The organism is Nocardiopsis codii (assembly GCF_036327455.1).
GTDB classification, from domain to species: domain Bacteria; phylum Actinomycetota; class Actinomycetes; order Streptosporangiales; family Streptosporangiaceae; genus Nocardiopsis; species Nocardiopsis codii.
This window is the reverse complement of record NZ_JAUZMY010000029.1, coordinates 12,280-38,859: the sequence shown is the minus strand read 5'-3', so window position 1 is coordinate 38,859 and position 26,580 is coordinate 12,280. Positions and strand designations below refer to the sequence as shown.

The 26,580-nt window shown below is 72.5% G+C and carries 21 protein-coding genes; all 21 read left to right on the top strand.

The window, feature by feature from the left end; all coding sequences use genetic code 11:
• Window positions 1–438 precede the first annotated feature (438 nt).
• The 21 genes from ruvX (at window position 439) to Q8791_RS24655 (ending at window position 26,579) form a co-directional block, all read left to right on the top strand.
• Window positions 439–924, top strand: coding sequence for a Holliday junction resolvase RuvX (gene ruvX, locus Q8791_RS24755; RefSeq protein WP_330094198.1), 486 nt, complete (start codon window positions 439–441; stop codon window positions 922–924).
• Window positions 924–3,350: an endolytic transglycosylase MltG gene (gene mltG, locus Q8791_RS24750; RefSeq protein WP_330094197.1), complete on the top strand. Its 2,427-nt coding sequence runs from the start codon at window positions 924–926 to the stop codon at window positions 3,348–3,350. Before ruvX ends, mltG begins: the two co-directional genes overlap by 1 nt.
• Window positions 3,350–4,174 carry a shikimate dehydrogenase gene (locus Q8791_RS24745; protein WP_330094196.1) on the top strand — a complete coding sequence of 275 codons (825 nt, stop codon included), beginning with the start codon at window positions 3,350–3,352 and terminating at the stop codon, window positions 4,172–4,174. Before mltG ends, Q8791_RS24745 begins: the two co-directional genes overlap by 1 nt.
• A gap of 405 nt (window positions 4,175–4,579) precedes the next feature.
• Window positions 4,580–5,164 carry a translation initiation factor IF-3 gene (gene infC / locus Q8791_RS24740; RefSeq protein ID WP_330094244.1) on the top strand — a complete coding sequence of 195 codons (585 nt, stop codon included), beginning with the start codon at window positions 4,580–4,582 and terminating at the stop codon, window positions 5,162–5,164.
• A 183-nt stretch (window positions 5,165–5,347) separates the two neighbouring features.
• Window positions 5,348–5,542 (top strand): 50S ribosomal protein L35, encoded by a 195-nt coding sequence (gene rpmI / locus Q8791_RS24735; protein ID WP_267948934.1) that lies wholly within the window; start codon window positions 5,348–5,350, stop codon window positions 5,540–5,542.
• 168 nt (window positions 5,543–5,710) lie between these two features.
• Entirely contained in the window at window positions 5,711–6,082 is a 372-nt protein-coding gene (gene rplT, locus Q8791_RS24730; protein ID WP_330094195.1) for a 50S ribosomal protein L20, read from the top strand.
• A gap of 27 nt (window positions 6,083–6,109) precedes the next feature.
• A complete protein-coding gene (locus Q8791_RS24725; protein WP_330094194.1) occupies window positions 6,110–6,958 on the top strand; it encodes a TrmH family RNA methyltransferase in 849 nt (282 codons plus the stop codon).
• A 533-nt stretch (window positions 6,959–7,491) separates the two neighbouring features.
• A complete protein-coding gene (locus Q8791_RS24720) occupies window positions 7,492–8,736 on the top strand; it encodes a sensor histidine kinase (protein ID WP_330094193.1) in 1,245 nt (414 codons plus the stop codon).
• Between the two features lie 179 nt (window positions 8,737–8,915).
• Window positions 8,916–10,034 (top strand): phenylalanine--tRNA ligase subunit alpha, encoded by a 1,119-nt coding sequence (gene pheS, locus Q8791_RS24715; RefSeq protein ID WP_330094192.1) that lies wholly within the window; start codon window positions 8,916–8,918, stop codon window positions 10,032–10,034.
• Window positions 10,034–12,523: a phenylalanine--tRNA ligase subunit beta gene (gene pheT, locus Q8791_RS24710; RefSeq protein ID WP_330094191.1), complete on the top strand. Its 2,490-nt coding sequence runs from the start codon at window positions 10,034–10,036 to the stop codon at window positions 12,521–12,523. Before pheS ends, pheT begins: the two co-directional genes overlap by 1 nt.
• A 465-nt stretch (window positions 12,524–12,988) precedes the next feature.
• Window positions 12,989–14,215, top strand: a complete 1,227-nt coding sequence (locus tag Q8791_RS24705; RefSeq protein ID WP_330094190.1) for an aminotransferase family protein — start codon at window positions 12,989–12,991, stop codon at window positions 14,213–14,215.
• 244 nt (window positions 14,216–14,459) lie between these two features.
• A complete protein-coding gene (locus Q8791_RS24700; RefSeq protein WP_330094189.1) occupies window positions 14,460–14,945 on the top strand; it encodes a MarR family winged helix-turn-helix transcriptional regulator in 486 nt (161 codons plus the stop codon).
• Window positions 14,946–15,141: 196 nt separating this feature from the next.
• Window positions 15,142–16,557: an NAD(P)/FAD-dependent oxidoreductase gene (locus Q8791_RS24695; RefSeq protein ID WP_330094188.1), complete on the top strand. Its 1,416-nt coding sequence runs from the start codon at window positions 15,142–15,144 to the stop codon at window positions 16,555–16,557.
• Between the two features lie 155 nt (window positions 16,558–16,712).
• Entirely contained in the window at window positions 16,713–17,741 is a 1,029-nt protein-coding gene (gene argC, locus Q8791_RS24690; RefSeq protein WP_330094243.1) for an N-acetyl-gamma-glutamyl-phosphate reductase, read from the top strand.
• Between the two features lie 18 nt (window positions 17,742–17,759).
• Window positions 17,760–18,536: a bifunctional ornithine acetyltransferase/N-acetylglutamate synthase gene (locus tag Q8791_RS24685; RefSeq protein WP_330094187.1), complete on the top strand. Its 777-nt coding sequence runs from the start codon at window positions 17,760–17,762 to the stop codon at window positions 18,534–18,536.
• A complete protein-coding gene (gene argB, locus Q8791_RS24680; protein ID WP_330094186.1) occupies window positions 18,533–19,534 on the top strand; it encodes an acetylglutamate kinase in 1,002 nt (333 codons plus the stop codon). Before Q8791_RS24685 ends, argB begins: the two co-directional genes overlap by 4 nt.
• Window positions 19,531–20,742 (top strand): acetylornithine transaminase, encoded by a 1,212-nt coding sequence (locus Q8791_RS24675; protein ID WP_330094185.1) that lies wholly within the window; start codon window positions 19,531–19,533, stop codon window positions 20,740–20,742. The genes argB and Q8791_RS24675 overlap by 4 nt, the downstream gene beginning before the upstream one ends.
• Window positions 20,739–21,683 carry an ornithine carbamoyltransferase gene (gene argF / locus Q8791_RS24670; RefSeq protein WP_330094184.1) on the top strand — a complete coding sequence of 315 codons (945 nt, stop codon included), beginning with the start codon at window positions 20,739–20,741 and terminating at the stop codon, window positions 21,681–21,683. Before Q8791_RS24675 ends, argF begins: the two co-directional genes overlap by 4 nt.
• The gene (locus Q8791_RS24665; protein WP_330094183.1) at window positions 21,683–22,216 is read left to right on the top strand and encodes an arginine repressor; all 534 of its coding nucleotides are present in this window, start codon (window positions 21,683–21,685) and stop codon (window positions 22,214–22,216) included. The genes argF and Q8791_RS24665 overlap by 1 nt, the downstream gene beginning before the upstream one ends.
• A 126-nt stretch (window positions 22,217–22,342) precedes the next feature.
• A complete protein-coding gene (gene argH, locus Q8791_RS24660) occupies window positions 22,343–23,761 on the top strand; it encodes an argininosuccinate lyase (RefSeq protein WP_330094182.1) in 1,419 nt (472 codons plus the stop codon).
• 295 nt (window positions 23,762–24,056) lie between these two features.
• Window positions 24,057–26,579: a sensor histidine kinase gene (locus tag Q8791_RS24655; RefSeq protein ID WP_330094181.1), complete on the top strand. Its 2,523-nt coding sequence runs from the start codon at window positions 24,057–24,059 to the stop codon at window positions 26,577–26,579.
• Window position 26,580: the final 1 nt, after the last annotated feature.

Genomic DNA, 26,580 nt, shown 5'->3' with positions numbered 1-26,580 from the left:
GCCCCCTCCCCGGCGGGTCCGGCAGCGCCCCACGCAGACGTCCTCCACCACGGCCCGGGCGTCGGAGGAGGGGCGCCTGTGGGTGAGCACGCGGCGGAGGGCGTGCGCGGGGGCCACCGGCCGCCCCGTGGTGGGACGAGTGTGATTTACACTCGAACCGAACGCGCCCGCTACGAACCCCGTCGCGCCCCCCTCGCACGGGACTGCCGGTACGGGCAGGGGCCCCGGACGCCGACGACGGCTGCCGAGGCTGCGCACTGTCATCGAATCGGGCATACTGTGGCGCGTCACAGCCGATCACACGGCTGTCTGCGCGGAGCTTCCCGCAATCCAGCTGACGAACAGGACCACCGTGTTGAGGATGCCCCGACCGCGGTGCCGTGCCGCCAACCGCACGGCCCGACCGCGGACCAACCCCGGGCCGGGGAAGAGGTCCTCTTGAGGCACGGTGTACGCCTGGCCGTCGACCCGGGCAACGCCCGCATCGGTGTGGCCGCCAGCGACCCCAGTGGTACTCTCGCGAGCCCGGTGGAGACCATCCCGCGCGGCAGGGGAGACAAGCAGCGCATCGCCCTGCTGGTCCTCGAACGCGAGGCGCGGGAGGTCGTCGTGGGCTACCCTGCCTCACTTTCGGGTGAGGAGGGCCCCGCCGCCCGCTCCGCCAGGGAGTTCGCCGGCTCCCTCGCCGTACTCCTGTACCCCGTCCCCGTCCGCCTGGTCGACGAACGCCTCACCACGGTGACCGCCCAGAGCCAACTGCTCTCCGGCGCCTCCTTCGCCAAGAAGGGCGCCAGGGGCGGCCGGGCCCGCAGGTCGGTCATCGACCAGGCGGCGGCCACCGTGCTCCTCCAGAGCGCCTTGGACCAGGAACGGTCAACAGGCCAGCCCCCGGGCGAGATCGTCCGCTCCAGCCAGGGAGAATGATGAACGACAGGGATGACTACCCCGAAAATCCCTATCGTGGACGTAACGACCGCGAGCGCGGTTACGACTACGACCCGCTCAGCGACCCGCTGCCCGCACAGCCGCCCTCGCGCGGCCGCCGGGCGCGTCCTGAGCCCACGGCGTGGAACGACGGCCCCGCCGCCCCCGAATCCGCCGGCACCGGCGGATACCGCGGTGACGGCAGCTCCACCGACGAGTTCCGTGCCGCCCGGCACGACCCGGCGGGCAATGACGCTCCGCCGCCCGGACGCCGCCGCAGGGCCGAACCCCCAGCCGAGCCGCCGTCGGCACAGCCCCGCCGCACGGGTGCCGCCGACGCCCTGCGGGGAGGGCGGGCCGCCCGTTCCGGAGCCAACCGCTCCAGGGAGGCCGACGCTCCGAGGCCAGGGAACCGGTCCCAGCCGCAGGACCCCCCGCCTCCGCACCGCGGCTCCGCCGCCGACCCGACCCAGGACGCGCTCGCCGCGCTCGCCAACCTGGGCGCCCCCTCGGCGCCCGCCCGCCCCGCCGAACCCGCGCGACCCCAGGAGCGCTCCGACGCCGAGCCTCCGCCCCGCCGCGCGCGCCGGGCCCAGGCCGACCCCGAACCCCCCCGCCGCCGTGGTGCTCCGGTGGAGGAGGGTCCCGCCGACACCGGTGAGCTGCCGGTGGAGGAGGAGACGGGCCGTCGTGGCCGCCGCAAGCGCGGTCGTCGTGACGACGAGCCGACGGGCGGTTTCCTGGACGACGCGCCCGAGGACAGCGGAGCCTTCGACTCCGGAAGCTTCCCCGGTCTGACCGGATCCGCCGACACGGGAGCGTTCGCCGCCGTGCCCGGGCCGTCGCGCCGTCGCGGCGCCGGACGCAAGCGCGCGGACCGTGTCGAGGAGGAGCCCCGCGGCGCCGTGCACGACCCCGACCCGGAGGAGGAGCCGGTCTCCGGCGCCTTCGACGAGGTGGAGGAGGCGCCCAGGAGCCGTCGCGGCGGGCGCCGCCGCAGGCGCGGAGCCCCCGTGGAGGAGACGCCCCTCGAAGCTGACGCCCCGTACGAGCGGGACGAGGCCGACGACTCCGGTGCCGACGCACCCGAGGAGGAGCCCGAGCCCGATCCCGAGCCGGCGGGACGCCGCAGCCGCCGCAGGCGCGGCGGGGAGGACGAGGACGGCGAGCCCGCGGGCCGCCGTGGCCGCCGCAAGCGCGGAGGCCGACGCGTCGAGGAGCCCGAGGAGGAGGTCGACGAGTACGAGGAGCCCGGGCTCGCCGACATCGCCGAGGCGTACGGGGGCGGCCGCAGCAGCCGCAGGAAGGCCAAGGAGCTCAAGCGGGCCCGGGCCAACGCGAACCGCAGGGGCAAGGGCCGCCGCGGCGGTATGAGCAAGGGCCTCGTGGTCGTGCTGGTCCTCGTCCTGCTCCTGGTGGTCGGGGGCGGCGGCTACGCCGTCATGCGCACCTACGTCTTCCCGCCGGACTTCACCGGCGAGGGCAGCGGCGACGTCGTGTTCGTGATCGACGAGGGCGAGAGCGGTTCCACCATCGCCGGCAACCTCGCCGACCAGGGGGTCGTCGCCAGCTCGCGGTCCTTCGTCAACGCCCTGGACGCCGTCCCGGCCGAGGAGATCGGCGACGGGCTGGTTCCCGGCACCTACGGCCTGGCCGAGGGCATGAGCGGAGAGGCCGCGGTGGCCGCGCTCCTGGACCCCGCGAACCGCCTCGGCGGCCAGGTCACCATCCGCGAGGGCCTCCGCAACGAGCAGGTGCTGGAGGAGCTCTCCGAGACCACCGGCGTCTCCCTGGAGGAACTCCAGGAGGCCCACGCCCAGGTCGAGGAACTCGGACTCCCCGACTACGCGGAGGGGGCGCCGGCGGGCTACCTCTTCCCGGCCACGTACCGGTTCGACCCGGACACCGAGGCGATGTCCATCCTCAAGACGATGGTCACCCGGTACCGCGAGGTCGCCGAGGAGATGGACCTGGAGGACCGTGCCGCCGAACTGGGGTACGAACCCGACGAGATCATGGCGATCGCGTCCATCGTCCAGGCCGAGAGCGGCAAGCCCGAGGACATGCCCAAGATCTCGCGGGTGACCCACAACCGCCTCGACATCGACATGAACCTCCGTATGGACAGCACCTGCTTCTACGCCATCGGCGAGTACGGCATCGCGCTGAGCAACGAGCAGCTGACCGCGTGCCAGAACGACACCAGCGGGTTCGACACCTACCACAAGAGCGGGCTCCCGCCCGGTCCGTTCGTCGCACCGGGCCAGGACGCGATCGAGGCCGCCCTGAACCCGGAGGAGGGCGACTGGCTGTTCTTCGTCGCCACCGACCCGGAGAACGGCGTCACCGAGTTCGCCACCACGGAGGCGGAGTTCAACGAGCTCAAGGAGAGGTTCGAGGAGACCTGGACGGGTGGCGGGGAGTAGTGCGGGCCGCAGTCCTCGGGTCCCCGGTGGCCCACTCCCTCTCCCCGGTCCTGCACACCGCCGCCTACGCGGCGATGGGGCTGGAGGAGTGGTCCTACGGCCTGTACGAGTGCGGTGAGGAGGAGCTGGACCCCTTCCTCGCCGGCCTCGGCGCGGAGTGGGCGGGCCTCTCCCTGACCATGCCCCTCAAGCGCCGTGCACTGGACCTGGCCGACACGGTGACCGACCTGGCCCGCCAGGTCGGCGGAGCCAACACCCTGGTCCGCCGCGGTGCGGGCTGGGAGGCGCACAACACCGACGTCGCCGGGATCGCCGCCGCCCTCACCGAGGCCGGCGCGGAGTCGCCCCGCGACGCGGTCGTCCTGGGCGCGGGGGCCACGGCGGCGTCCGCCCTCGCCGCGCTGCGCCTGCTGGGGGTGGTCTCGACGGTCACCGTCCTGGCCCGCGACCCCGCCAGGACGGGGGAGGTGACCGCCGCCGCCGCGCGGCTCGGCCACCCGGTGGAGATCGCCCCCCTGTCCTCGGTCGACGAGCACCTGGACGTGGACCTGGTGGTCTCCTCCCTGCCCTCCGGGGCCGCGGACCGGTACGCCTCACGGCTCGCCGGCTCGCGGGCGGACCTGTTCGACGTCGTGTACGCGCCCTGGCCCACCCGCGCGGCGGAGGCCGTGGCCGGGCGCGGGGGGCGGACCGTGGGCGGGTTCCCGATGCTGCTGCACCAGGCCGTCGCCCAGGTCCGGCTGATGACCGGTGTCGCCGACGTCCCGGTCGAGGCCATGCGCGCCGCCGGCGAGGCCGAACTGGCCCGCCGCGCGGCGGCCTGACGGCTCCGGGCCGTGCGGTCGTGCGCGCGGGTCGACCCGCGCCCGTCTGCTGCTATATTGGGAACGTAATCGACTTGGTCCGGTGTGTCTCACACCGGAGCCGCAAGCGGAGATGATCCTCCCACCTGCCGGGTACAGCTCGCGTAGGTTCCGGTTCTGACGATCGAGAGCTCGCGCTCTGTTCGTCGGGCACCCGTGTCCGGGGTGTCCGATGCGCGCGGTGCCCCTCGTCAGGAATATCCGATCGGATCACCCCGCTTGCACACGCTGGCGGGGTTTTCGCTGTACGGGGACCCCGACGCTATCGGGTGGCCCGACGGACTCGGGCGGCCCGGTCGAACAGATCGTCCGCCGCCTGGCGGACGGTCGGTCCCAGGTAATCCGAGAAAGCTAGGGAGGGGTCTCATCAGCGCCGAGCCCCGTATCAATGACCGCATCCGGGTGCCCGAGGTCCGTCTCGTCGGACCCAACGGTGAGCAGGTCGGAATCGTCTCCGTGCAGGACGCGCTGCGTCTGGCCCAGGAGTCCGACCTCGACCTGGTCGAGGTCGCGCCGACCGCGCGCCCGCCGGTCGCCAAGCTGATGGACTACGGCAAGTTCAAGTACGAGTCCGCGGTCAAGGCCCGCGAATCGCGCAAGAACCAGTCGAACACGATCATCAAGGAGATCAAGCTCCGCCCGAAGATCGACCCGCACGACTATGAGACCAAGAAGGGTCACGTCGTCCGGTTCCTCAAGAGCGGGGACAAGGTCAAGGTGACGATCATGTTCCGCGGCCGCGAGCAGTCCCGCCCCGAGTTGGGCCGTCGACTGCTGGCACGGCTGGCCGAGGACGTCCAGGACCTTGGCACCGTGGAGTCGCAGCCCAAGCAGGACGGCCGCAACATGGTCATGGTGATCGGCCCGCACAAGCGGCGGTCCGAGCACAAGGCCGAGGCCCGTGCGGCGGCGGGGGACAAGACCCGCCGCGAGCAGGGCGAAGCCGTCTAGCGGCGGAAGTAGTCCCCCACCGCCCGGACGCCGGGAAGGCACCGGGTGGTGGGGTGGGCTGTGCACACACGGCCAGGATGCGTCGGGGTACCGGCGCGCAGGGGTCCCCGCTGTAGCAGCGGAAGAACCGTGCCGTCCGCCTCACGCGGGTGGCACGCCGACGGAGTAGGAGACACGGCGAACATGCCGAAGAACAAGACCCACAGTGGGGCCAAGGACCGCTTCAAGGTCACCGGCTCCGGCAAGATCATGCGCCGCCGTGCCAACAAGAACCACATCCTTGAGCACAAGACCTCCAAGCGCAAGCGCAAGCTGGGCAACGAGGCCGTGCTTTCTCCCGCGGACACCAAGAGCATCAAGAAGCTTCTCGGCAAGTAGTAGCGAGAACCTTCCCCTCCCTCCCGGAAGCGCCCACGTGCGGGGTCCAGCCAGCACGGTGACGGCCCCCGGGAGGGGACAACCCGAAGCGAACACGGCCGCCGAGCTCCTCAGAGCCGGGCCGGTCGGCGCGCCGCGCGCGCCGGAAGACACAACGAGGGAGTCACTGTGGCACGCGTGAAGCGGGCTCTCAACGCCAAGAAGAAGCGCAAGGTCGTTCTCGACCGGGCGAGCGGCTACCGCGGGCAGCGTTCGCGCCTGTACCGCAAGGCCAAGGAGCAGATGCTCCACTCGATGACCTACTCCTACCGGGACCGCAAGGACCGGAAGGGGCAGTTCCGTCGCCTGTGGATCCAGCGCATCAACGCTGCCTCCCGCGCCAACGGCCTCACCTACAACCGCTTCATGCAGGGCCTGAAGCTGGCCAACATCGAGGTCGACCGTCGCATGCTGGCCGAGCTGGCCGTCAACGACGAGGCCGCGTTCGCGACCCTGGTGGAGTCGGCCAAGAAGGCCCTCCCCACCGAGGCCGCCGCGTAAGCGGTACGGACCGAGCAGCGAGTAGCGATGGCGAGCCACGAGTTCACGAGTATCCGGTCACCCAGGATCAAGGGGGTTCGGCGGCTCGCCAAACGCACCTTCCGCCAACGGGAGCGGCGCTTCCTCGCGGAAGGGCCGCAGGCGGTACGTGAGGCCCTCGCCGCCGCCGACGGCGGCGAGGGGCGGCCCCCCCGGGGAGGGAACGCCCCCGGCGTCGTGGAGGTCTACGCCACCGCGGAGGCCATGCAGCGCCACATCGATCTGGTGGACGCCGCCCGCGAGGCGGGCGTGCCCACCCACAGGGTCAGCCTGGACGTGATGTCGGAGCTGGCCCAGACGGTGACCCCCCAGGGGATCATCGCGATCTGCGAGTTCGTCGACGTCCCCTTGGACCAGGTCGGTGACGTCCGCCTCGCGGTCGTCCTCTCCCACGTCCGGGACCCCGGCAACGCGGGCACGGTGCTGCGCACCGCCGACGCGGCCGGCGCGGACGTCGTCATCTTCACCGACGCCTCCGTCGACCCCTACAACGGCAAGTGCGTGCGGGCCTCCGCCGGAAGCCTGTTCCACCTCCCCGTGGTCGTGGGCGTCCCCGTCTCCGGCGCGGTGGACTTCCTGCGCGGCAGGGGAGCCAAGGTGTGGGCCGCCGACGGCGGCGGCACGAGGGACCTCCACGGTGTCGCCGACGGCGGTGATCTGGACGGTCCTGTCGGATGGGTGTTCGGCAACGAGGCCTGGGGCCTGCCCGAGGAGATCGTCGGTCTCACGGACGGCGCCGTCAGCGTTCCGATCTACGGCGGGGCCGAAAGTCTGAATCTGGCCACGGCCGCAGCGGTGTGCCTGTACACCACCGCGAGGCAGCAGCGGCGCTCCTGACCCGCTTCCAGTACCACCCGATCGTGCCAGCTCACGTGCCGGATCATCACTCCGCGTAGTTGGCGCCGGGGGTACGGAAAGCCCTTCCCTCGACCCCTCTGCTCCCGGTGACCGGGCGATCACGGTCTGCCCCATCCACCCGAAATGCACGTGCACGGGGCCCGAGTGCAGATAGGGTCTGACCAGGATCACGGAGGTTCATGCGCGTTGTGCGTGAACCCCGGCGGCCTACCCGTGTCACGGGTGGGGAACTGCGCGGGCCCGCCGTCACCCGGCAGGCTTGACGACACCGTGTGAGCAGACCTCGCACGGGAGGGCCGACGATCCCTGTTCCCGGGTGGCGGGGCGCGCGGAGGGTGCTTGTACGCTCGTCTCCCGTCGTACGCCCCATCCCGGGCCGCAAGGCGTACCAGGTGGAAGTGCAGGGTAGACAACCTGCGGTGGTGTCCTCGGGCATTCGCGGACACGGCCGGTCAGCGGTCCTCGGCCCAGGAACCTGCGGTCGTGGACCTTCAAGGGGAGCGGGGAGAGGCGTGGGCAGCGGCCGGAAGGCGGATCACCCGGCGGAGGACTCGGGCGGCGGAGCCGCCCACCCGTCGGACGACCCCGGGCAGGGGGACGGCCCGGCCGACGCCCCCGCAGGGGCGGTCGAGACGCACCGACGCTCCCTCCGGGGCGGTTCCACCCTGCGTGACGACCCGCCCTCCGTCGCATTCCTGGACGTCGCCGGGGCCTCCGCCGGTCTCGCCGGAACCCCCCTGCACGCCGACGACCTCCCCGACGGCGTCGTCGTCGCCGACGCGGCGGGCCGCGTCGTCCTCTTCAACGCCCAGGCGGCACAGCTCACCGGTGTCCCCACCGAATCCGCGCTCGGCCGCGACTACCGCTCCGTCATGCCCCTCGTCGGCCACGACGGCCACGACTGGTGGGAGGCCAGCGACCCCTACGGCGGTGCACGGGACAGGGTCCGCCAGCCCGAGCGGGCCCTCTTCCTGCCCGACGAGCGCGAGATACTCGTCGCCGCGCGCTACGTCCGGGCCCGCCCCGGCGGAGAACTCGTCCGCCTGGTCCTGACCCTGCGCGACGCCTCCACCCGCGCCGAGCGCAGCCGCGCGGACCTGGTCTCCGAGGTCGCCCACGAACTGCGCTCCCCCCTGACCAGCGTCAAGGGCTTCACCTCCACCCTGCTCACCAAGTGGGAGAGGCTCACCGACAAGCAGAAGCTGTTCATGCTGGAGACGGTCAACGCCGACGCCGACCGCGTCACCCGCCTCATCCACGACCTGCTCGACGTGTCCCGCATCGAGTCCGGACGCCTGGAGATCCGCCGCCAGGTCGTCGACCTGCCCGGCGCCGTGCGCCGGGTCGTCGCCGGATACGTCGCCGCGGGCGAGCCCGAGGACCGCTTCCGCGTCGAGGCCCGCGGTGACCTTCCGCAGATGTGGATCGACTCCGACAAACTCCACCAGATCCTGTCCAACCTCGTCGAAAACGGGGTGCGGCACGGCGCTGGTACTGTCAGTATCGTGATCGAGCCCTGCGAGGGAGGAACAGCGGTGTCGGTGCGCGACGAAGGCCAGGGCATAGCGCCCGAGACCATTCCGCGCGTCTTCCGCCAGTTCTGGCGCAGCAAGCGCCGGAGCGGGACCGGCCTCGGGCTGTTCATCGTCAAGGGCCTCGTCGAGGCCCACGGCGGCACGATCACCGTCGGACGCGCCCCCAGCGGCGGCGCCGAGTTCCGATTTACCATGCCCGCCGGGACGCCCGAGTTCGTCTGAACCCTCAGACCTCCAGCGCCCCCGGTGGGCTCCACGGCGTGTCCCGGACCCGGCAACGGTTCCTTCCCCGGGCATGCTCGACATCCGCCTGTGCTCTTCCTGTCGGCTTCGTCCGCCCCGTCGCGGACCGTGACTGCCGCCCGACCCCTCCGCGGGGGACGGCGGCGAGGCAACCAACCATGTCTGCACCGAACAATTCCTTCGACCCGGTCGAGGTGACCTCCCTGCACCCCGACGAGGTCGCCCGCATGCGCGAGGAGGCGCTGGCCGCCATCGAGGCCGCCGGCGACCTCGCCGAACTCAAGGAGGTCCGGCTCGCACACGCGTCGGACCGCTCCCCGCTGGCCCTGGCCAACCGTGAGATCGGCGCCCTGCCGCCGGCCGCCAAGGCCGAGGCGGGCAAGCGCGTGGGCGGTGCCCGCCGCGACGTCGGCCAGGCGCTCAAGGACCGCCAGGCCGTCCTGGAGAACGAGCGGGACGAGCGGGTCCTCATCGAGGAGCGCGTCGACGTCACCCTGCCGTGGGACCGCGCCCCGCGCGGCGCCCGCCACCCGCTGACCACGGTCGCCGAGCGGATGGCCGACATCTTCGTCGGCCTGGGCTTCGAGGTCGCCGAGGGCCCCGAGGTCGAGGCCGAGTGGTTCAACTTCGACGCGCTCAACTTCCAGCCCGACCACCCCGCCCGCACGATGCAGGACACCTTCTTCGTGGAGGGGCCCGACGGCGGCGAATCCGGCCTGGTCATGCGCACCCACACCTCGCCGGTGCAGGTCCGCGCGCTCCTGTCGCGCGAACTGCCGGTGTACGTGGTCGCGCCCGGCAAGACCTTCCGCACCGACGAGCTCGACGCCACGCACAGCCCTGTCTTCCACCAGCTGGAGGGCCTGGTCGTCGACCGCGGCATCACGCTCGCCCACCTGCGCGGCGCCATCGACGCCTTCGTCGAGAACATGTTCGGGGCGGGCCTGCGGACCCGCTTCCGCGCCTCCTACTTCCCGTTCACCGAGCCGTCCGCCGAGGTGGACATGGAGTGCTTCGTGTGCCGCGGCGCGTCCGTGGGCGACCCCGACGCACCGTGCCGCACCTGCTCCAGCGAGGGCTGGATCGAGATCGGCGGCTGCGGCGTGGTCAACCCCCGGGTGCTCACGGCCGCCGGAGTGGACCCGGAGGTCTACAGCGGCTGGGCCTTCGGCCTCGGAATCGAACGGACACTGATGTTCGCGCACGGAGTGCGCGACATGCACGACATGGTCGAGGGCGACATCCGCTTCACCTCGGCGTTCGGGAGTGAGAACTGATGCGCGTCCCCCTTTCCTGGCTGCGGGAGTACGTCGACCTTCCCGCGGACGTCTCCGCGCGCGACCTCGCGGACCGGCTGACCCTGGCCGGCCTGGAGGTCGAGACCGTCGACGAGCTCGGCACCGACCTCACCGGCCCCATCGTCTACGGCCGCGTGCTCGAGATCGAGGAGCTCACCGGCTTCAAGAAGCCCATCCGCCACTGCCGTGTGGACGTCGGCGACGCCAACGGCACGGGTGAGCCGCAGGAGATCGTCTGCGGTGCCCGCAACTTCGCCGAGGGCGACCTGGTCGTCGTCTCCCTGCCCGGAGCGGAGCTGCCCGGCGGATTCCGGATCGGCGCCCGCAAGACCTACGGCAGGATGTCGGCGGGCATGATCTGCTCGGCGAGCGAGCTGGGCCTGTGGGAGGACCACAGCGGCATCGTCGTGCTGCCCGAGGGCTTCGGCGCCACGGGCGAGGACGCCATCGGCCCCCTGGGCCTGCGCGAGGACGTCCTCGACATCGCCGTGACCCCCGACCGGGGCTACGCGCTGTCCGTGCGGGGCGTCGCCCGCGACACCGCCGCCCTGTACGGGGCGGCATTCCGCGACCCCGCCGACGTCGCCGTCGCCCCGCCCACCGGCGAGGGCCAGGCGGCCGAGATCGACCCGGCGCTGTGCGACCGCTACGTCCTGCGCGGCACCACGGGTTTCGACCCCGACGCCCCCAGCCCGCTGTGGATGAAGCGCCGCCTGCACCAGAGCGGTGTACGGCCCGTCTCCCTGGCCGTCGACGTCACCAACTACGTGATGCTCGAACTCGGCCAGCCCCTGCACGCCTGGGACCGGGCGGCCATCCGGGGCCCGCTGCGGGTCCGGGCCGCCGAGGCGGGGGAGAAGCTGGAGACCCTGGACCACGTCCGGCGCTCCCTGGACCCCGACGACACCCTCATCGCCGATGACAGCGGGCCCGTCAACATCGCGGGCGTCATGGGTGGTCTGACCACGGAGATCTCCCTCACCAGCACCGAGGTCCTGGTCGAGGCCGGCCACTTCGACGCCATGCACATCGCCCGCGCCTCGCGGCGCCATCAGCTGTCCTCCGAGTCCTCCCGCCGCTTCGAGCGCGGCGTCGACTCCGCGGTCCAGCTCGCCGCGGCCACCCGCGCGGCCGAGCTCCTGGCCGAGCTGGGTGGCGCGACCGTCGAGACCGACTACACCCACATCGACCGGACCGCCGCACGCGAGCCCATCGTGGTGCGCGCCTCGCACGCGAGTTCCGTCGCCGGCGTGGACTACCCCGAGGGCGCCGCGGAAGCGTGGCTGCGCGTCATCGGCTGCCGGGTCGAGTCGGACGGGGACGTCCTCGTGGTCACCCCGCCGACGTGGCGGCCCGACATCACCGACCCCAACGACCTCGCCGAGGAGGTCATCCGCTTCGAGGGCTACGAGAACATCCCCTCGATCCCGCCGCGTGCCAGGAGCGGGCGCGGCCTCACCGCCGGGCAGCGCCTGCGCCGGGCGGTCGGCCGTACCCTCGCCGACGCCGGGTACCACGAGGTGCTCAACTACCCCTTCGTCGGCGAGCGCGACCTCGACGGCCTCCAGATCCCCGCCGACGACGACCGCCGTGTCAGCCTGCGCCTGGCCAACCCCCTCAACGAGGAGGAGCCGCTGCTGCGCACCACGCTGCTGCCGGGCCTGCTCAAGGCCCTGGCCCGCAACGTGGGCCGCGGTCTCACCGACGTGGCGCTGTTCGAGACGGGCCTGGTCTACCTGCCCAAACCGGGCGCCACCCGCGCCCCGCTCCTGCCGGTCGACCGCGGCCCCGGGGCGGAGGAGCTCGCCGAGATCGAGGCGGCCGTGCCCCACCAGCCGCGGCGCGTGGGCGCCGTGCTGACCGGGAACTTCGAGCGCGCCGGATGGTGGGGCCCCGGCCGTGCGGCCACGTGGGCCGACGCGGTACAGGCCGCCCGGGACGTCGCACGGACCGCCGGGGTCGAGCTGGAGGTCGAGGCCGGCCAGCACGCCCCCTGGCACCCGGGCCGCTGCGCCGCGCTCTACGTGCGGGTCGGGGGCGAGCGCCTGCTCGTCGGCCACGCGGGTGAGCTCCACCCGCGCGCGGTGAAGGCGTTCGGCCTGCCCGAGCGCTCCGCGGCCGTCGAGGTCGACCTGGACCGCATCGAGCGCGCCCGACCGCCAGTGGCCGCCCCGGAGGTGTCCACCTACCCGGTGGCCACCCAGGACGTGGCGCTGGCCGTGGACGCGTCGGTTCCGGTCGGCCTCGTCAGCGACGCCCTGGCCGAGGGCGCGGGCGACCTGCTGGAGAGCGTCCGGCTGTTCGACGTCTACACCGGCGAGCAGGTCGGAGAGGGCCGCAAGTCGGTCGCCTTCACCCTGCGCTTCCGGGCGGGGGACCGCACGCTCACGGCGGAGGAGGCCGGTGCGGCCCGCGATGCCGCCGTGGCTCTGGCCGCCGAGCGGACCGGCGCGGTCCAGCGCGGCTGACCTGCGCCCACGGCCCGGACGGGCGAGGCGGGTCCGGTCACTTCCGACAGGGGAGTGACCGGACCCGCCTCTTTGTGTTAAGACAGTGCTGCGAACTCTGTTCCGAGGGGCTGCATGTTGCGAAACGCCTCGCTGAGGAGTCCGGATTCCAGACTAATTTGAGGCCCGTTTTTCCAGCCCAGTAAGGGTTTTGGTGCGATCTGGCGGGGGTAGCCGGAATGAAGTTTGGGTTTCGGGGCATGAATCTTCCTTTTGGCTCTTGCTGTGAGGTGGGTCGCAAGATTAGCCTGCAAGCACCTGCCACATCCGGGCGCCCGGTGTAGGTCGGATCAACCTGAGTTTTCCGCTGCGCGCTTGCGCATGACACGGCTCGGAGGTCGCCATATGACCGAAACGGTTGTCTCGTCCGCGCTCACTCCCAAAGAGCACAGGGAGCCCAGTCGTCTCTGGCACACTTTCTGCGATATGAACACCGTGGCCAGAGGCCCCGAGTTCATGGTGACCCGCGCCGACGGCGTGTGGCTGTGGGACACCTCCGGGGACCGGTACCTCGACGGTACCGCCAGTCTCTGGTACTGCAACGTCGGGCACGGGCGCACCGAGATCGCGGACGCGGTCCACCGCCAGATCAGCACTCTGGACGCCTACACCGTCTACGGGGACTTCTCCAACGGTCCCGCCGTGGAACTCAGCGAACGGCTGGCCGCGCACGCGCCGGTCGCCGACCCCAGGGTGATCCTCACCTCCGGGGGAGGGGAGTCCATCGAGACCGCCGCCAAGCTCGCCCGGCGCTACTGGGCGGTCATGGGCCAGCCTGAGCGCACGCACCTCATCAGCCGGACCGGCGGCTACCACGGGCTGCACGGCTTCGGTACGAGCATCTCCGGCATGGACCGCTTCCGCAACGGCTACGGCCGGCTGGTCGAGGACACCTCGGTGGTGCCGCACGACTCGGCGGCGGCCCTGGAGGCCGAGATCCTGCGGGTCGGCCCGGAGCGGGTCGCCGCGTACTTCGCGGAGCCGGTGATCGGTTCGGGCGGCGTCTACCCGCCCCGGGACGACTACTTCACCGAGGTCGCCCGGATCTGCCACAAGTACGGTGTGCTGTTCATCGTCGACAGCGTCATCTGCGGGTTCGCCCGGATGGGGAACTGGTTCGGCATCGAGAGGTTCGGGGTGAGCCCGGACATGGTCGTGTTCGCCAAGGGCGTCTCCAGCGGCTACCTGCCGCTCGGCGGCATCGTGGTCAGCGGACGCGTGGCCGATCCGTTCTACAACGGCGAGGGCAACGCGTTCATGCACGGGACCACCTACGCCGGGCACCCGACGGCGTGCGCCGCGGCCATGGCCAACCTGGACATCCTGGAGCGCGAGGACCTCTTCACCGTGTCGCTGGAGGTGGAGCGGCACCTGGACGTCGCACTCCAGGGACTGGCCTCCCACCCGCTGGTGGCCGAGGTCCGTTCCGGGGTCGGGGTGATGGGCGGGGTCGAGCTCACGGAGGAGGCGCTGACCGGCCGGGGGATCACCACGGCGGAGGTGTTCGCCGAGGCGCGTGCCCGCGGCGTCATCGTCCGGCCGATCCCCACGTCGCTCCTCGTCTCGCCGCCGCTGGTCATCACCTGGGAGCAGATCGACCACCTGGTGTCCACGCTCTCCGCGGCGCTGGACGCGGTGGCCGCACGCCACTGAGGACCGGGTCCCGCCGCCTCCGGGGGGTGCGGCGGGACCCGGTCGAGAACGACGGGGACGCCCCTTCGCGAGAACCGGTCCCCGACCCCAACGCCTGGTACGTCCTGTCGACGGACCGGGCGTGACGCGTTCCCGCGGAAAACCCTTGAGAAGTCTCAGCATTCGAGTAATGTTTACTGGGAAGATATTTCTTGTGGGTGGGATGCGAGTCGGTGTCCACCCCGGTACGGACAGGGAGTGGGCCATGACCGCACAGCCGATCGACGCCGCTGAGGCCGCCGCGCCGAGCGACGACGACCTCATCACCGCCTGGGGGCTGGTCCACGAGGCGATGAACGCCATCCAGCCCAAGCTCCTGGGCGGTATAACCCCGGACGGCAAGGACATGGCGGGGCCGTGGTTCGAAGTCCTCATCCGGCTCCAGCGCACTCCCGGACACCGCCTCCCGATGAGCCGGCTGGCCCGGGAGGTCAGCCTGAGCACGGGCGGGTTCACCAAGCTCGCGGACCGGCTCGAGCGCGAGGGCTATCTCGTGAGGGAGAACTGCTCGTCCGACCGCCGGGTCGTCTACGCCGCCCTCACGGAACAGGGGCTGGACTTCATAGGCAGGGCCCGGACCAGCCACGTCGCACGGCTCCGTGAGCACGTGCTCGCCCCCCTCGGTACCGACGGGGTGCGACAGCTCGCCACCATCGCGCGCACTCTCCGTGACAACTCGTGTAGTGGATGAGCGTTGCGGGTAGTGACAGGGAGTAGTCAAATCCCTCCTCTTGTAGCGGGCGGAACGGCGCGTGGGAGTCGAAAACATCCCATGGGTTGACGTTCCCGTGTAGGTTGGCGGGAGTTCGTGGGTTCCGCGCGGGAATGGGCCGCGGGCACGCAAGGTTCCGGGGGGAATGATGAGACCGTTCACCACTGCGGCGCAGATGAGGCCGATTCCCCGGTCCTCACGATTCGCCAACGGGGGCGTTTCCTTCTGGTTTCGGGACATGGGCCTCCCCGAACGCAGGCCGTCCCTCCCGGGGGCCGCTGACTACGACGTCTGCGTGGTCGGAGCCGGTTACACAGGCCTGTGGACCGCCTACTACCTCAAGAAGGCGCAGCCGGACCTGAGGGTGGCGATCATCGAACGTGAGTTCGCAGGGTTCGGCGCCTCCGGCCGTAACGGAGGGTGGCTCTCCGCGGAGTTCTCGGGCTCCCGTGAGCGTTACGCAGAGTCACACGGTAAATCCTCGATGATCGCCCTCCAGCGGGCCATGATGGAGACCGTCAACGAGGTCGTCGCCGTCGCGGACGCGGAGGGCGTCGACGCCGACGTCGTCCGGGGAGGCATGCGCCTGGTCGCCACCAACGCGGCCCAGCAGGAGCGCCTGACCGCAGAGATCGAGTACCTCCAGGAATGGGGCTACTGGCCCGACGACATCCACCTCCTGGCCCACGACCACGAGCCCCGGCTGTCCGTGGCGGGGGCGGTCGCCTCGGCCTACTCCCCGCACGCCGCGCGCGTGAACCCCGCCAAGCTCGTCACCGGGCTGGCCCGCGCGGTGGCCGACCTCGGTGTCGACCTCTTCGAGGACACCGCCGTCGAGGAGATCCGCCCACGGCGGGGCGCGGCGCGACCGGCGGTCGTCACCGGCCACGGCACGGTCACCGCCGACCACGTCGTCTGCGCCACGGAGGGTTTCACCTCACCCCTGCGCGGTCAGCGCCGCGACTGGATCCCCATGCGCTCCTCGATGATCGTCACGGAGCCGATCCCCGCGGAGCTGTGGGAGAAGATCGGCTGGGAGGGGCGCGAGGTCCTGGGCGACGCGGCGCACTCCTACGTCTACGCCCAGCGCACGGCGGACGACCGCATCGCCATCGGAGGGCGCGGTGTGCCGCACCGGCCCGGCCCCGACCAGGACGGTTCCACTCAGCCGCAGGAGATCGCCGGGCTGTGGCGCGCCCTCACCCGGATGTTCCCCGACGTGGCCGACGTGCCGGTCGAGCACGCCTGGTCCGGAATGCTCGGGGTGTCGCGCGACTGGTGCCCGAGCGTGCACATGGACGCCGACTCCGGCCTGGGCTGGGCCGGCGGCTACGCGGGCAGCGGCGTGGCGGCGGCCAACCTGGCCGGGCGCACGCTGCGCGACCTGGTCCTGGGCCGTCGGACGGAGCTGACCCGCCTGCCGTGGGTCGGACACAAGGTGCGCGGCTGGGACCCCGAGCCCCTGCGCTGGGCCGGTACGCGGGTCGTCCACGGCCTGTACCGCACCGCGGACCGCCGCGAGTCCAAGACCGAGGACAAGGGGCACACGTCCCGCCTCGCGGGGATCGCCACCCGCATCGCGCGCCGCTGAGGCGGCCCGGGGCCGCCCCGGCCCCGAGCCCACGACCCTCCGACCCCGCCTTCCGCGCGGCCCCTCCCGGAACGGCGGGGTCATTTCGCACTAGGTTGCATAAACTTGCAGTGGGATGCATGATAGTCCAGTCAGACGAGTTGAGGGGGAGCGGCATGGGATACAGCGCGGCGATCGCCGGAGCCAGCGGCTACGCGGGGGGCGAACTCCTGCGACTGCTCCTCGGCCACCCCGAGATCGAGATCGGCGCGGTCACCGCCGCGAAGAACGCCGGAACCCCGCTCATCCAGCACCAGCCGCACCTGCTGCCCCTGGCCGACCGCGTCCTGGCCCCCACCGACGCCGACGCACTGCGCGGGCACGACATCGTGTACCTCGCACTGCCGCACGGCCAGTCCGCCGACATCGCGCAGCAGCTCGGCGACGGCGTCCTCGTCGTCGACTGCGGCGCCGACTTCCGGCTCAACGACGCCACAGCCTGGGAACGCTTCTACGGAACCCCGCACGCCGGCACCTGGCCCTACGGCCTCCCCGAGCTCCCCGGACAGCGGGAGCGGCTCGCCGGCGCCAGCCGTGTCGCCGTCCCCGGCTGCCACGTCACCGTCGCCACCCTCGGCCTGTTCCCCGGCCTGGCCGAGCAGCTCGTCGAGCCCGACCTGACCGTCGTCGCCGTCACCGGCACCTCCGGCGCGGGCAAGGCCCCCAAGCCCAACCTGGTCGGCAGCGAGATCATGGGGGCCCTCAGCCCCTACGGGGTCGGCGGCACCCACCGGCACAACCCCGAGATCATCCAGAACCTCACCTCCGTGACGGGCGAGCCGGTCCGGCTCTCCTTCACACCGGTGCTCGCACCGCTGCCCCGCGGCATCCTCGCCACCTGCACCGCGCCCCTCCGGCCCGGCGTCACCGCGGACCAGGTCCGCGCCGCCTACGAGACCGCCTACGCGGACGAACCCTTCGTCCACCTGCTCCCCGAGGGCACCTGGCCCAGCACCGCCATGACCCTGGCCGCCAACACCACCCTCGTCCAGGTCACCGTCGACCCCGAGGCGGGCCGCATGGTCGCGGTCGCCGCCCTGGACAACCTCACCAAGGGCACCGCCGGCGGCGCCGTGCAGAGCACCAACATCGCCCTCGGGATACCCGAGACCGTCGGCCTGCCGCTCACAGCGGTCGCGCCCTAGGACGAGGACCACACCACCGTGAGTGTCACCGCACCCCTCGGCTTCCGCGCCGCCGGAGTCGCCTCCGGGCTGAGAGCAGACGGAGCCCGGGACGTCGCCGTCGTCATCAACGACGGCCCCTCCCGCGCCGCGGGAGCCGTCCTCACCAGCGCCGGGGACGCAGCAGCGCCCGTCCTGTGGACCCGCCAGGTCGTCTCGGGAGGGCGCGTGCGCGCCGCCGCCCTCAACTCGGGCGGCGCCAACGCCGGCACCGGCCCCCTCGGCTTCCAGGACGCCCACGCCGAGGCCGAGCACACCGCCGGCCTGCTGGACGACTCCGCCGCCGAGATCGTCCTGTGCTCCGCCGGCCCCGTCGGGCCCCGCCTCCCCCTGGACACCGTCCGCGCGGGCCTCACCGCGGCGGTCGCCGAGGCCGGCCGGAGCGGAGGGCTGCACGCGGCCGACGCCGTCCGCACCACCGACACCGTCGTCAAGATCGCCTTCAGGCGCGCCGACGGCCACACCGTCGGCGCCATGGCCAAGGGCCCCGACGCCTCCCTGTCCACCGGGCTGTACGTCCTCACCACCGACGCCGACATCACCGGGGAGCAGTGCGGGCGCCTGCTGGCCGACGCCGTCGGGAAGACCCTCGGCCCGCTGACCGCCACCAACGACACCGTGCTGCTCATGGCCAGCGGAGCCAGTGGCACCACACCCGACGAGGACGCCCTCGCCGCACTGCTCACCGAGGTGCTCGCAGAGCTGGCCGCACAGGTCAGCGCCGACACCCCCGACACCGACGAGAACCCGACATGATCGCGCGCTCAGCACATCCGACAGCGGACCAGGCCCAGGCCATCGACAAGGCCTCCCACCTCATCGAGGCGCTGCCGTGGCTCTCCCGCTTCCACGGCCGCACCGTCGTGGTCAAGTACGGCGGCAACGCCATGATCAGCGAGGAGCTGCGGGTCCGCTTCGCAGAGTCCATCGTCTTCCTGCACTACGCGGGCCTGCGCCCCGTCGTCGTCCACGGCGGCGGCCCCCAGATCAGCGCCCAGCTCGATCTGGCCGGGGTCGAGTCCCGCTTCACCGCCGGGCTGCGCGTCACCACGGACGAGGCCATGGACATCGTCCGCATGGTCCTCACCGGACAGGTCAACCGCGAGATCGTGGGGCTCGTCAACCAGCACGGACCCTTCGCGGTGGGTATGTCGGGCGAGGACGCCAACCTCCTCGTCGCCGAGCGCAAGAGCGTCGAGGTGGACGGTGAGACCGTCGACATCGGCCGGGTCGGCGAGGTCACCGAGGTCAACCCCGGTGCCGTCGCCGCGCTCATCGCCGACGGCCGCATCCCCGTGATCTCCAGCATCGCCCGCGCGGACGACGGCGGCGTCTACAACGTCAACGCGGACACCGCGGCGTCGGCCCTGGCGGTCGCGCTCGACGCCGGCAAGCTCATCATGCTCACCGACGTCGAGGGCCTGTTCGCCGACTACCCGGCCAACACGGAGCTGATCAGCCGCCTCACGGTCGAGGAGCTCAAGGCCGTCCTGCCCTCCCTGTCCTCGGGCATGCTCCCCAAGATGGAGGCGTGCCTGCGCGCCGTCGAGGGCGGCGTCCCCCAGGCCCACATCATCGACGGCCGCGTCCCCCACTCCCTGCTCCTGGAGGTCTTCACCGACCAGGGCGTCGGCACCATGGTCGCCGACCAGCAGCTGGAGGCCGGACTGGTCACAGGAAACGGACACATCCCGCGCCCCGGGCGCACCAGCGACACCACCACCGCCGTCACGAACGCAGGAGGCGCACAGTGACCAGCAGTTCCACCCTGCGCGAGCGCTTCGCCGCCTCGCTCATGCCCAACTACGGCGTTCCGCCCGTGGCCCTCACCCTCGGCCGCGGATGCGAGGTCTACGACGCCGACGGGCGCCAGTACCTCGACCTCATCGCCGGGATCGCCGTCTCCAGCCTCGGACACGGACACCCCGCCATGGTCAAGGCGGTCGCGCACCAGGCGGCGACCCTCGCCCACACCAGCAACCTGTTCGTCCACGAGCGCGAGGTCGAACTGGCCGAGCGCCTGGTCGGCCTGCTCGGAGGCGACGCCAAGGTCTTCTTCGCCAACTCCGGCACCGAGGCCAACGAGGCGGCCCTCAAGCTGGTCAAGCGCGCCGCCGGCCCGGGACGCCACTACTTCGTCGCCGCGACCGCGGGTTTCCACGGACGCACCTCCGGCTCCCTCGCCCTCACCGGCAAGGACTCCATCCGAGAGCCCTTCGGCCCGTTCGGCATGGACGTGCGCTTCGTCCCCCACGGAGACCTGGACGCGCTCCGCGAGGCCGTCGACGAGTCCTGCGTCGCCGTGTTCACCGAACCCACCCAGGGGGAGGCCGGGGTCGTCCCCGCACCCGAGGGCTACCTCGCGGGGGTCCGCGAGATCTGCGACGAGACCGGCGCCGCCTTCGTCCTCGACGAGATCCAGAGCGGCATCGGCCGCACCGGGGAGTGGTTCGCCCACCAGGCCGAGGACGTGCGCCCCGACGTGCTCACCCTCGCCAAGGGTCTGGGCGGCGGGCTGCCGATCGGCGCCTGCGTCGGCTTCGGCGAGTACGCCGACGCCTTCCACAAGGGCGACCACGGCTCCACCTTCGGCGGGAACCCCGTCGCCTGCGCCGCCGCCCTCGCCGTGATCGACACCATCGAGAACGAGGGCCTCCTCGCCCACACCTCCGTCATGGGCGACCTCCTCGCCGAGCAGCTCGACGGCATCGACCACCCCCTGCTCTCGGGACAGCGCGGCTCCGGGCTGTGGCGGGCGCTGGAACTCTCCGGCCCGCACGCCGCCCACGTCCAGGAGCAGGCCGCCGTCCGCGGGTTCCTCGTCAACGCGGTGTCCCCCGACGCGGTGCGGATCGCCCCGCCCCTGGTCATCACCCCCGAACAGATCGGCGTGTTCATCGAGGCGCTGCCGACCATCCTGGACGCGGCGGAGGCCGCGGCGACGAAGGAGCAGCAGCCGTGACCCGCCACTTCCTGCGCGACGACGACCTGACCCCGGACGAGCAGGCCAGGGTCCTCGACCTCGCCGACGACATGAAGGCGGACCGCTTCGGCCACCGGCCGCTCGCCGGCCCGCGCACCGTCGCCCTGATCTTCGACAAGCCGTCCACCCGGACCCGCCTGTCCTTCAGCGTCGGTGTCTCCGACCTCGGGGGCAGCCCGCTCGTCCTGGACTCCGGCAGCACCCAGATGGGCCGCGGCGAGCCCCTGGAGGACACAGCCCGTGTCCTGGAGCGCCAGGTCGCCGCCGTCGTGTGGCGCACCTTCGCCCAGAGGGACCTGGAGACCCTGGCCGCCCACATCTCCGTCCCGGTGGTCAACTCGCTCACCGACGAGTTCCACCCCTGCCAGATCCTCGCCGACCTCCAGACGATCCGCGAGCACAAGGGGAGCCTGGCGGGGCTCACCCTCGCCTACCTCGGCGACGGCGCCAACAACATGTCCCACTCCTACCTGCTGGGAGGGGCCACCGCCGGACTCCACGTCCGCGTGGGCGCGCCCGAGGGCTACCACCCCGACCCCGAGGTGCTCGCCCGCGCGGCCCGGATCGCGGAGCGGACCGGCGGATCGGTGTCGGTCACCACCGACCCGGCACAGGCCGCGGACGGCGCCGACGTCCTGGCCACCGACACCTGGGTCTCCATGGGCCAGGAGGGCGAGGCGGGCGACCGCGAGGCGCCCTTCCGCCCCTACATCGTCGACGCCGCACTGCTCTCCTCCGCGGACCCCGAGGCGATCGTCCTGCACTGCCTGCCCGCCTACCGGGGCAAGGAGATCTCGGCCGAGGTCATCGACGGTCCCCGGAGCGTCGTGTGGGACGAGGCCGAGAACCGCCGCCACGCACAGAAGGCACTCCTCGCCTTCCTGCTCGAAGCCAGTGACGCAGCCGGCCCCGATCAGTGATGACGGGCGAGAACGGCGGCACCGCGCCGATGACCAAGGCGGCCAGGCACGCCCGGATCACCGACGTCCTCACCCGTGAGGACGTCCGGTCCCAGGGCGAACTGGCCCGCCGCCTCGCCGAGGCGGGCGTCCAGGTCACCCAGGCCACCCTGTCCAGGGACCTGGACGAACTGGGCGCGGTCAAGCTCCGCACCGCCGCCGGCCACCTGGCCTACGTGCTGCCGGGCGAGGGCGGCGAACGCCTCCAGCGCACCCGGCCCGACAGCCTCGACCTCGAACAGGTCTCCGGCGCCCGCCTCACCCGGCTGGCCGAGGACCTGCTGGTCTCGGCCGAGGCGTCCGCCAACATGGTCATCGTCCGCACCCCGCCCGGAGCGGCGCAGTACCTGGCGTCGGCCATCGACCACACCGACTTCCACGCCATCCTGGGCACCATCGCGGGAGACGACACCATCATGGTGATCTCCCGCGACCCCCAGGGCGGCGAGGAGCTGGCCGCCGCCCTCCTGAGGCTGGCGGACCGCAGACCGTAGCCGCGACCGCGCTGCCGCGGGCGAGGCGCCCGCGTGCACGCCGGGTGCGCCGCGGCAGGAGACACCCCGGCGGTGCGGAGCCGTCCCGGCCCCGTGCCCCCACCCACACACGTCAAGGAGACCACCATGGCCGACCAGCCCGAGGCGCTGCGCCTGTGGGGAGGCCGTTTCGAGGGCGGCCCCGACCAGGCCCTGGCACGGCTGTCGCTGAGCACCCACTTCGACTGGCGACTCGCCCGCCACGACATCGCCGGCTCGCGCGCCCACGCCCGAGCCCTGCACCGTGCGGGCCTGCTCGGCGCCGACGAGCTGGACCGCATGCTCGCGGGCCTCGACGAGCTGGAGACCGACGTGGCGTCCGGGGCGTTCACCCCCGTCCTGGAGGACGAGGACGTGCACACCGCCCTGGAACGCGGCTTCATCGAGCGGGTCGGTACGGAGCTCGGGGGCCGCCTGCGCGCCGGCCGCTCCCGCAACGACCAGATCGCCACCCTCGTGCGCATGTACCTGCGCGAGGAGGCCAGGGAGATCGCCGACCGGCTCCTGGACCTCGTCCAGGCCCTGGCCGACCAGGCCGGGGCCCACCCCGGCGCCGCCATGCCCGGCCGCACCCACCTCCAGCACGCCCAGCCGGTGCTGCTCGCCCACCACCTGATGGCGCACGCCTGGCCGCTGCTGCGCGACATCGAGCGGCTGCGCGACTGGGACCGCCGCGCCGCGGTGTCCCCCTACGGCTCCGGTGCGCTCGCGGGTTCGTCCCTGGGACTGGACCCGCGGGCCGTCGCGGGCGAGCTGGGCTTCCCCGACTCGGTGGAGAACTCGATCGACGGCACCGCCGCCCGCGACGTCGTCGCCGAGTTCGCCTTCGTCACCGCGATGATCGGCGTCGACCTGTCCCGGCTCTCGGAGGAGATCATCCTGTGGGCGACGAAGGAGTTCTCCTTCGTCACGCTCGACGACGCCTTCTCCACCGGCTCGTCGATCATGCCGCAGAAGAAGAACCCCGACGTCGCCGAACTGGCGCGCGGCAAGGCCGGCCGGCTCGTCGGAGACCTCACCGGCCTGCTCACCACCCTCAAGGGGCTGCCGCTCGCCTACAACCGCGACCTCCAGGAGGACAAGGAGCCGGTGTTCGACGCGGTCGACACCCTCCACCTCCTGCTGCCCGCCATGACGGGCATGGTCGCCACCCTGACCTTCCACACGGACCGGATGGCGGAGCTGGCGCCGCAGGGCTTCTCCCTGGCCACCGACATCGCTGAGTGGCTGGTGCGCGAGCGGGTTCCGTTCCGCGAGGCGCACGAGATCGCGGGCGCCTGCGTGCGGGTGTGCGAGGAGCGCGGCATCGACCTGCCCGACCTCGGCGACGACGACTTCGCCGCGATCTCCGGGCACCTGACCCCGGCGGTGCGCGAGGTCCTCACCGTCCACGGATCGCTCGCCTCCCGTTCCGGGCGCGGCGGAACCGCCCCCGTCCGGGTGGCCGAGCAGCTGGAGCGGCTCCGCGCCGGCGTCGAGGAGCACCGCAAGGCCTTCCGGGCGTAGCGGTCCCGGCCCCGTCGCGGGCGCGCACCCCACGGGGGGCGCGCCCGCGGTCGTTCGCGCGGCCGCGCCCCACACACGCCTCCGCGTTCCCTCCCAGCCTGCGGGATCCATTTCGTCATTCCCCCCGCACCCGTCCCCCGGGTGCTGTAGCGTCCTGAGTCTGCGGGCACCATGCGTGGCCCCCCCTGTGCACAACGTGACTGACCCCCCAGGTGCAGCGACCCTTCGGCGCGCCTCAGGGGACGGCGCAGCCACACCCGACCGGGGCCCGCGACCAGTCCGTGGGAGGAACACAATGGGGCAGTCGGGAGGCGCCGGCCGCGGTATCAGGGCGCAGATCAACAAGATCGTGCTCATCCCCAGCATCACCTTCCTGGTGCTGTTCGTGGTGCTCAGCACCGCGACACTGGCCCAGGCGGTCTCCCTGCGCGCAGCCGTCGGCGAGGGGCGCGCCGGGATCCAGCTCGCGGCCGCACTCGGCCTCCTCCAGGAGGAGCGACGCCTGAGCGCGGAGTACATCGCGGCTCCCGGGGCGCGTACCCGGGCGGCCCTCCAACAGGAGGCCGAGCGGACCGACGAGGCACTCGACGAGGTCCGGGGCCTGCGCGAGACCATCGGCGACCGGGAGGACCCGGCGACCGCGTCCCTCAACACCGAGTTCTTCGACTCCCTGGCGGGCGTCCAGGAGATGCGAGCGGACAACCTCGCCGCCCCCGGGCGGGCCGACAGCACCGCTGCGGCCTACACCGCCGCCATCGGGCAGGGCATCCGCCTCTACGCCGGCACCGCGCGCGCTCTCGACAACGGCCCCGCCTCCTCCGAGGCCTCCGCCGCCACCGACCTGATGTGGGCCCAGGAGAGTTTCAGCCACGCCGACGCCGTCGTCAGCGCCGTCATCGCCCGCGGGGACCTCGACCGCGACCAGCAGACCCGGGTCGCCGAGCTCACCGCCGACGCCCGCCACCGCGTCGACACCGTCCACCCGGGCACCGCGCCCGACGACCGCGACCCCCCGGCCCTGGCGGCCCTGGCCGGGAGCGGGGCGTGGCAGGACGCCCTCGCCATCGCCGACACGATCGCCCGCCACGAGGCCCCCGTCAGCGTCGACCCCCTCACCGCCGAGGTGGTCCGCGACCCGGCGCCCCCGCCCGGTCTCGACGGTTGGCGCCAGGTCGCGGACCAGGTCAACGCGGACCTCGGCGTCATCACCGCGGACAGGACCGCGTCCGTCGTCACGGCCACCGAGGACGCCAGCACCTGGATGCTCACGCTCGCCCTGGGCGGCGGCATCACCTCCCTGTTCGCGGGCACCGTCGCCTACGGGGTGGCCGCCCGCTCCGCGGGCCGCCTCACCTACCGGCTCGCCAAGCTCCGCGCCGACACCCTGGGAACCGCCCGCAGCGACCTGCCGCGCATCGTGCGCCGGCTGGAGGCGGGCGACCAGGTCGACCTCGACGCCGAGATGAAGCAGCTGGACCACGGGGACGACGAGGTCGGACAGGTCGCCGACGCCTTCAACATCGCGCAGCGCACCGCCGTCGGTGCGGCCGTCAAGCAGGCCGACATCCGCGCGGGGGTCAACCGGGTCTTCCTCGGCATCGCCCACCGCCACCAGTCATTGCTGCAACGGCAGATCCAGCTGCTGGACCGGGTCGAACGCGAGGAGGAGGACCCCGACCTGCTGGAGAGCCTCTTCCAGCTCGACCACCTGGCCACCCGGGGCCGCCGCCACGCCGAGAACCTCATCATCCTGGGCGGGGCCCAGCCCGGACGGCGCTGGCGCCACCCGGTTCCGCTCATCGACATCCTGCGGGGCGCCATCTCCGAGACCGACGAGTACGCCAGGGTCAGGCTGACGTCCGTGCCGGACCTGGCACTCGCGGGCGCGGCCGTCGCGGACGTCATCCACATGCTCGCCGAGCTGGTCGAGAACGCCACCGCCTACTCGCCGCCGCACACCGAGGTCACCATCGCCACCGAGTCGGTGCCCAAGGGCGTGGCCATCGAGATCGAGGACCGGGGTCTGGGCATGCCCGAGGACGTCCTGACCAGGTCCAACAGGACTCTCGCCGAGGCGCCCGAGTTCGACGTCATGGCGCCGGGCGCGGACTCGCGGCTGGGCCTGTTCGTCGTGGCGCGCCTCGCCGTCAAGCACGACATCAAGGCCCAGCTGCGTCCCTCGCCCTACGGGGGGACCAGGGCCGTGGTGCTCGTCCCCGGTGTCCTGGTCGCCTCGTCCTCCGCGGCCTCCGAACGGCCCCCGGTCGCCGCCCGCCAGGCCGCCCGGGAACGGCGCCGCCAGGAGGAGGCCGACGCCTCGGACCTGCTCGCCGACGGGCACGCCCCCCGGCGGGTCAGGCCCGTCCTGCGGCCGGTTCCCCCGCACCGGGAGGACGACCACGACCCCGCCGCCGACTACGGAGGCTGGGATTCCACACTCCTACGCCGGGTCCAGGCCCCCGAGGCCGGCCAGGACCCGTTCGACCCTTCGGCCGCGCGGGCCGCCACCGCCCCGGACACGGGAGCGGTGCGCGATGCCCGCGTCGGTGCCGGACCCGACAGGGAGGGGCTTCCCAGGCGCAGGCGCCAGGCCAGCCTCGCCCCCCAGCTCAGACAGGAGGCCGAACAGGAGCGGGCCTCCCCGGACTTCCCAGGCCCCACGCAGAGGAGCCCCGAACAGGCACGTCGGATGATGGACGCCTTCAGCGCCGGGACCCGGCGCGGACGGGAGGCGGACGTCGATTTCGACGGGCGCGAACACGGCAGTGACGGTCAGGTCGGTGGCAGCGCCGACGATCACACGGGAGAAAGCGACTGAG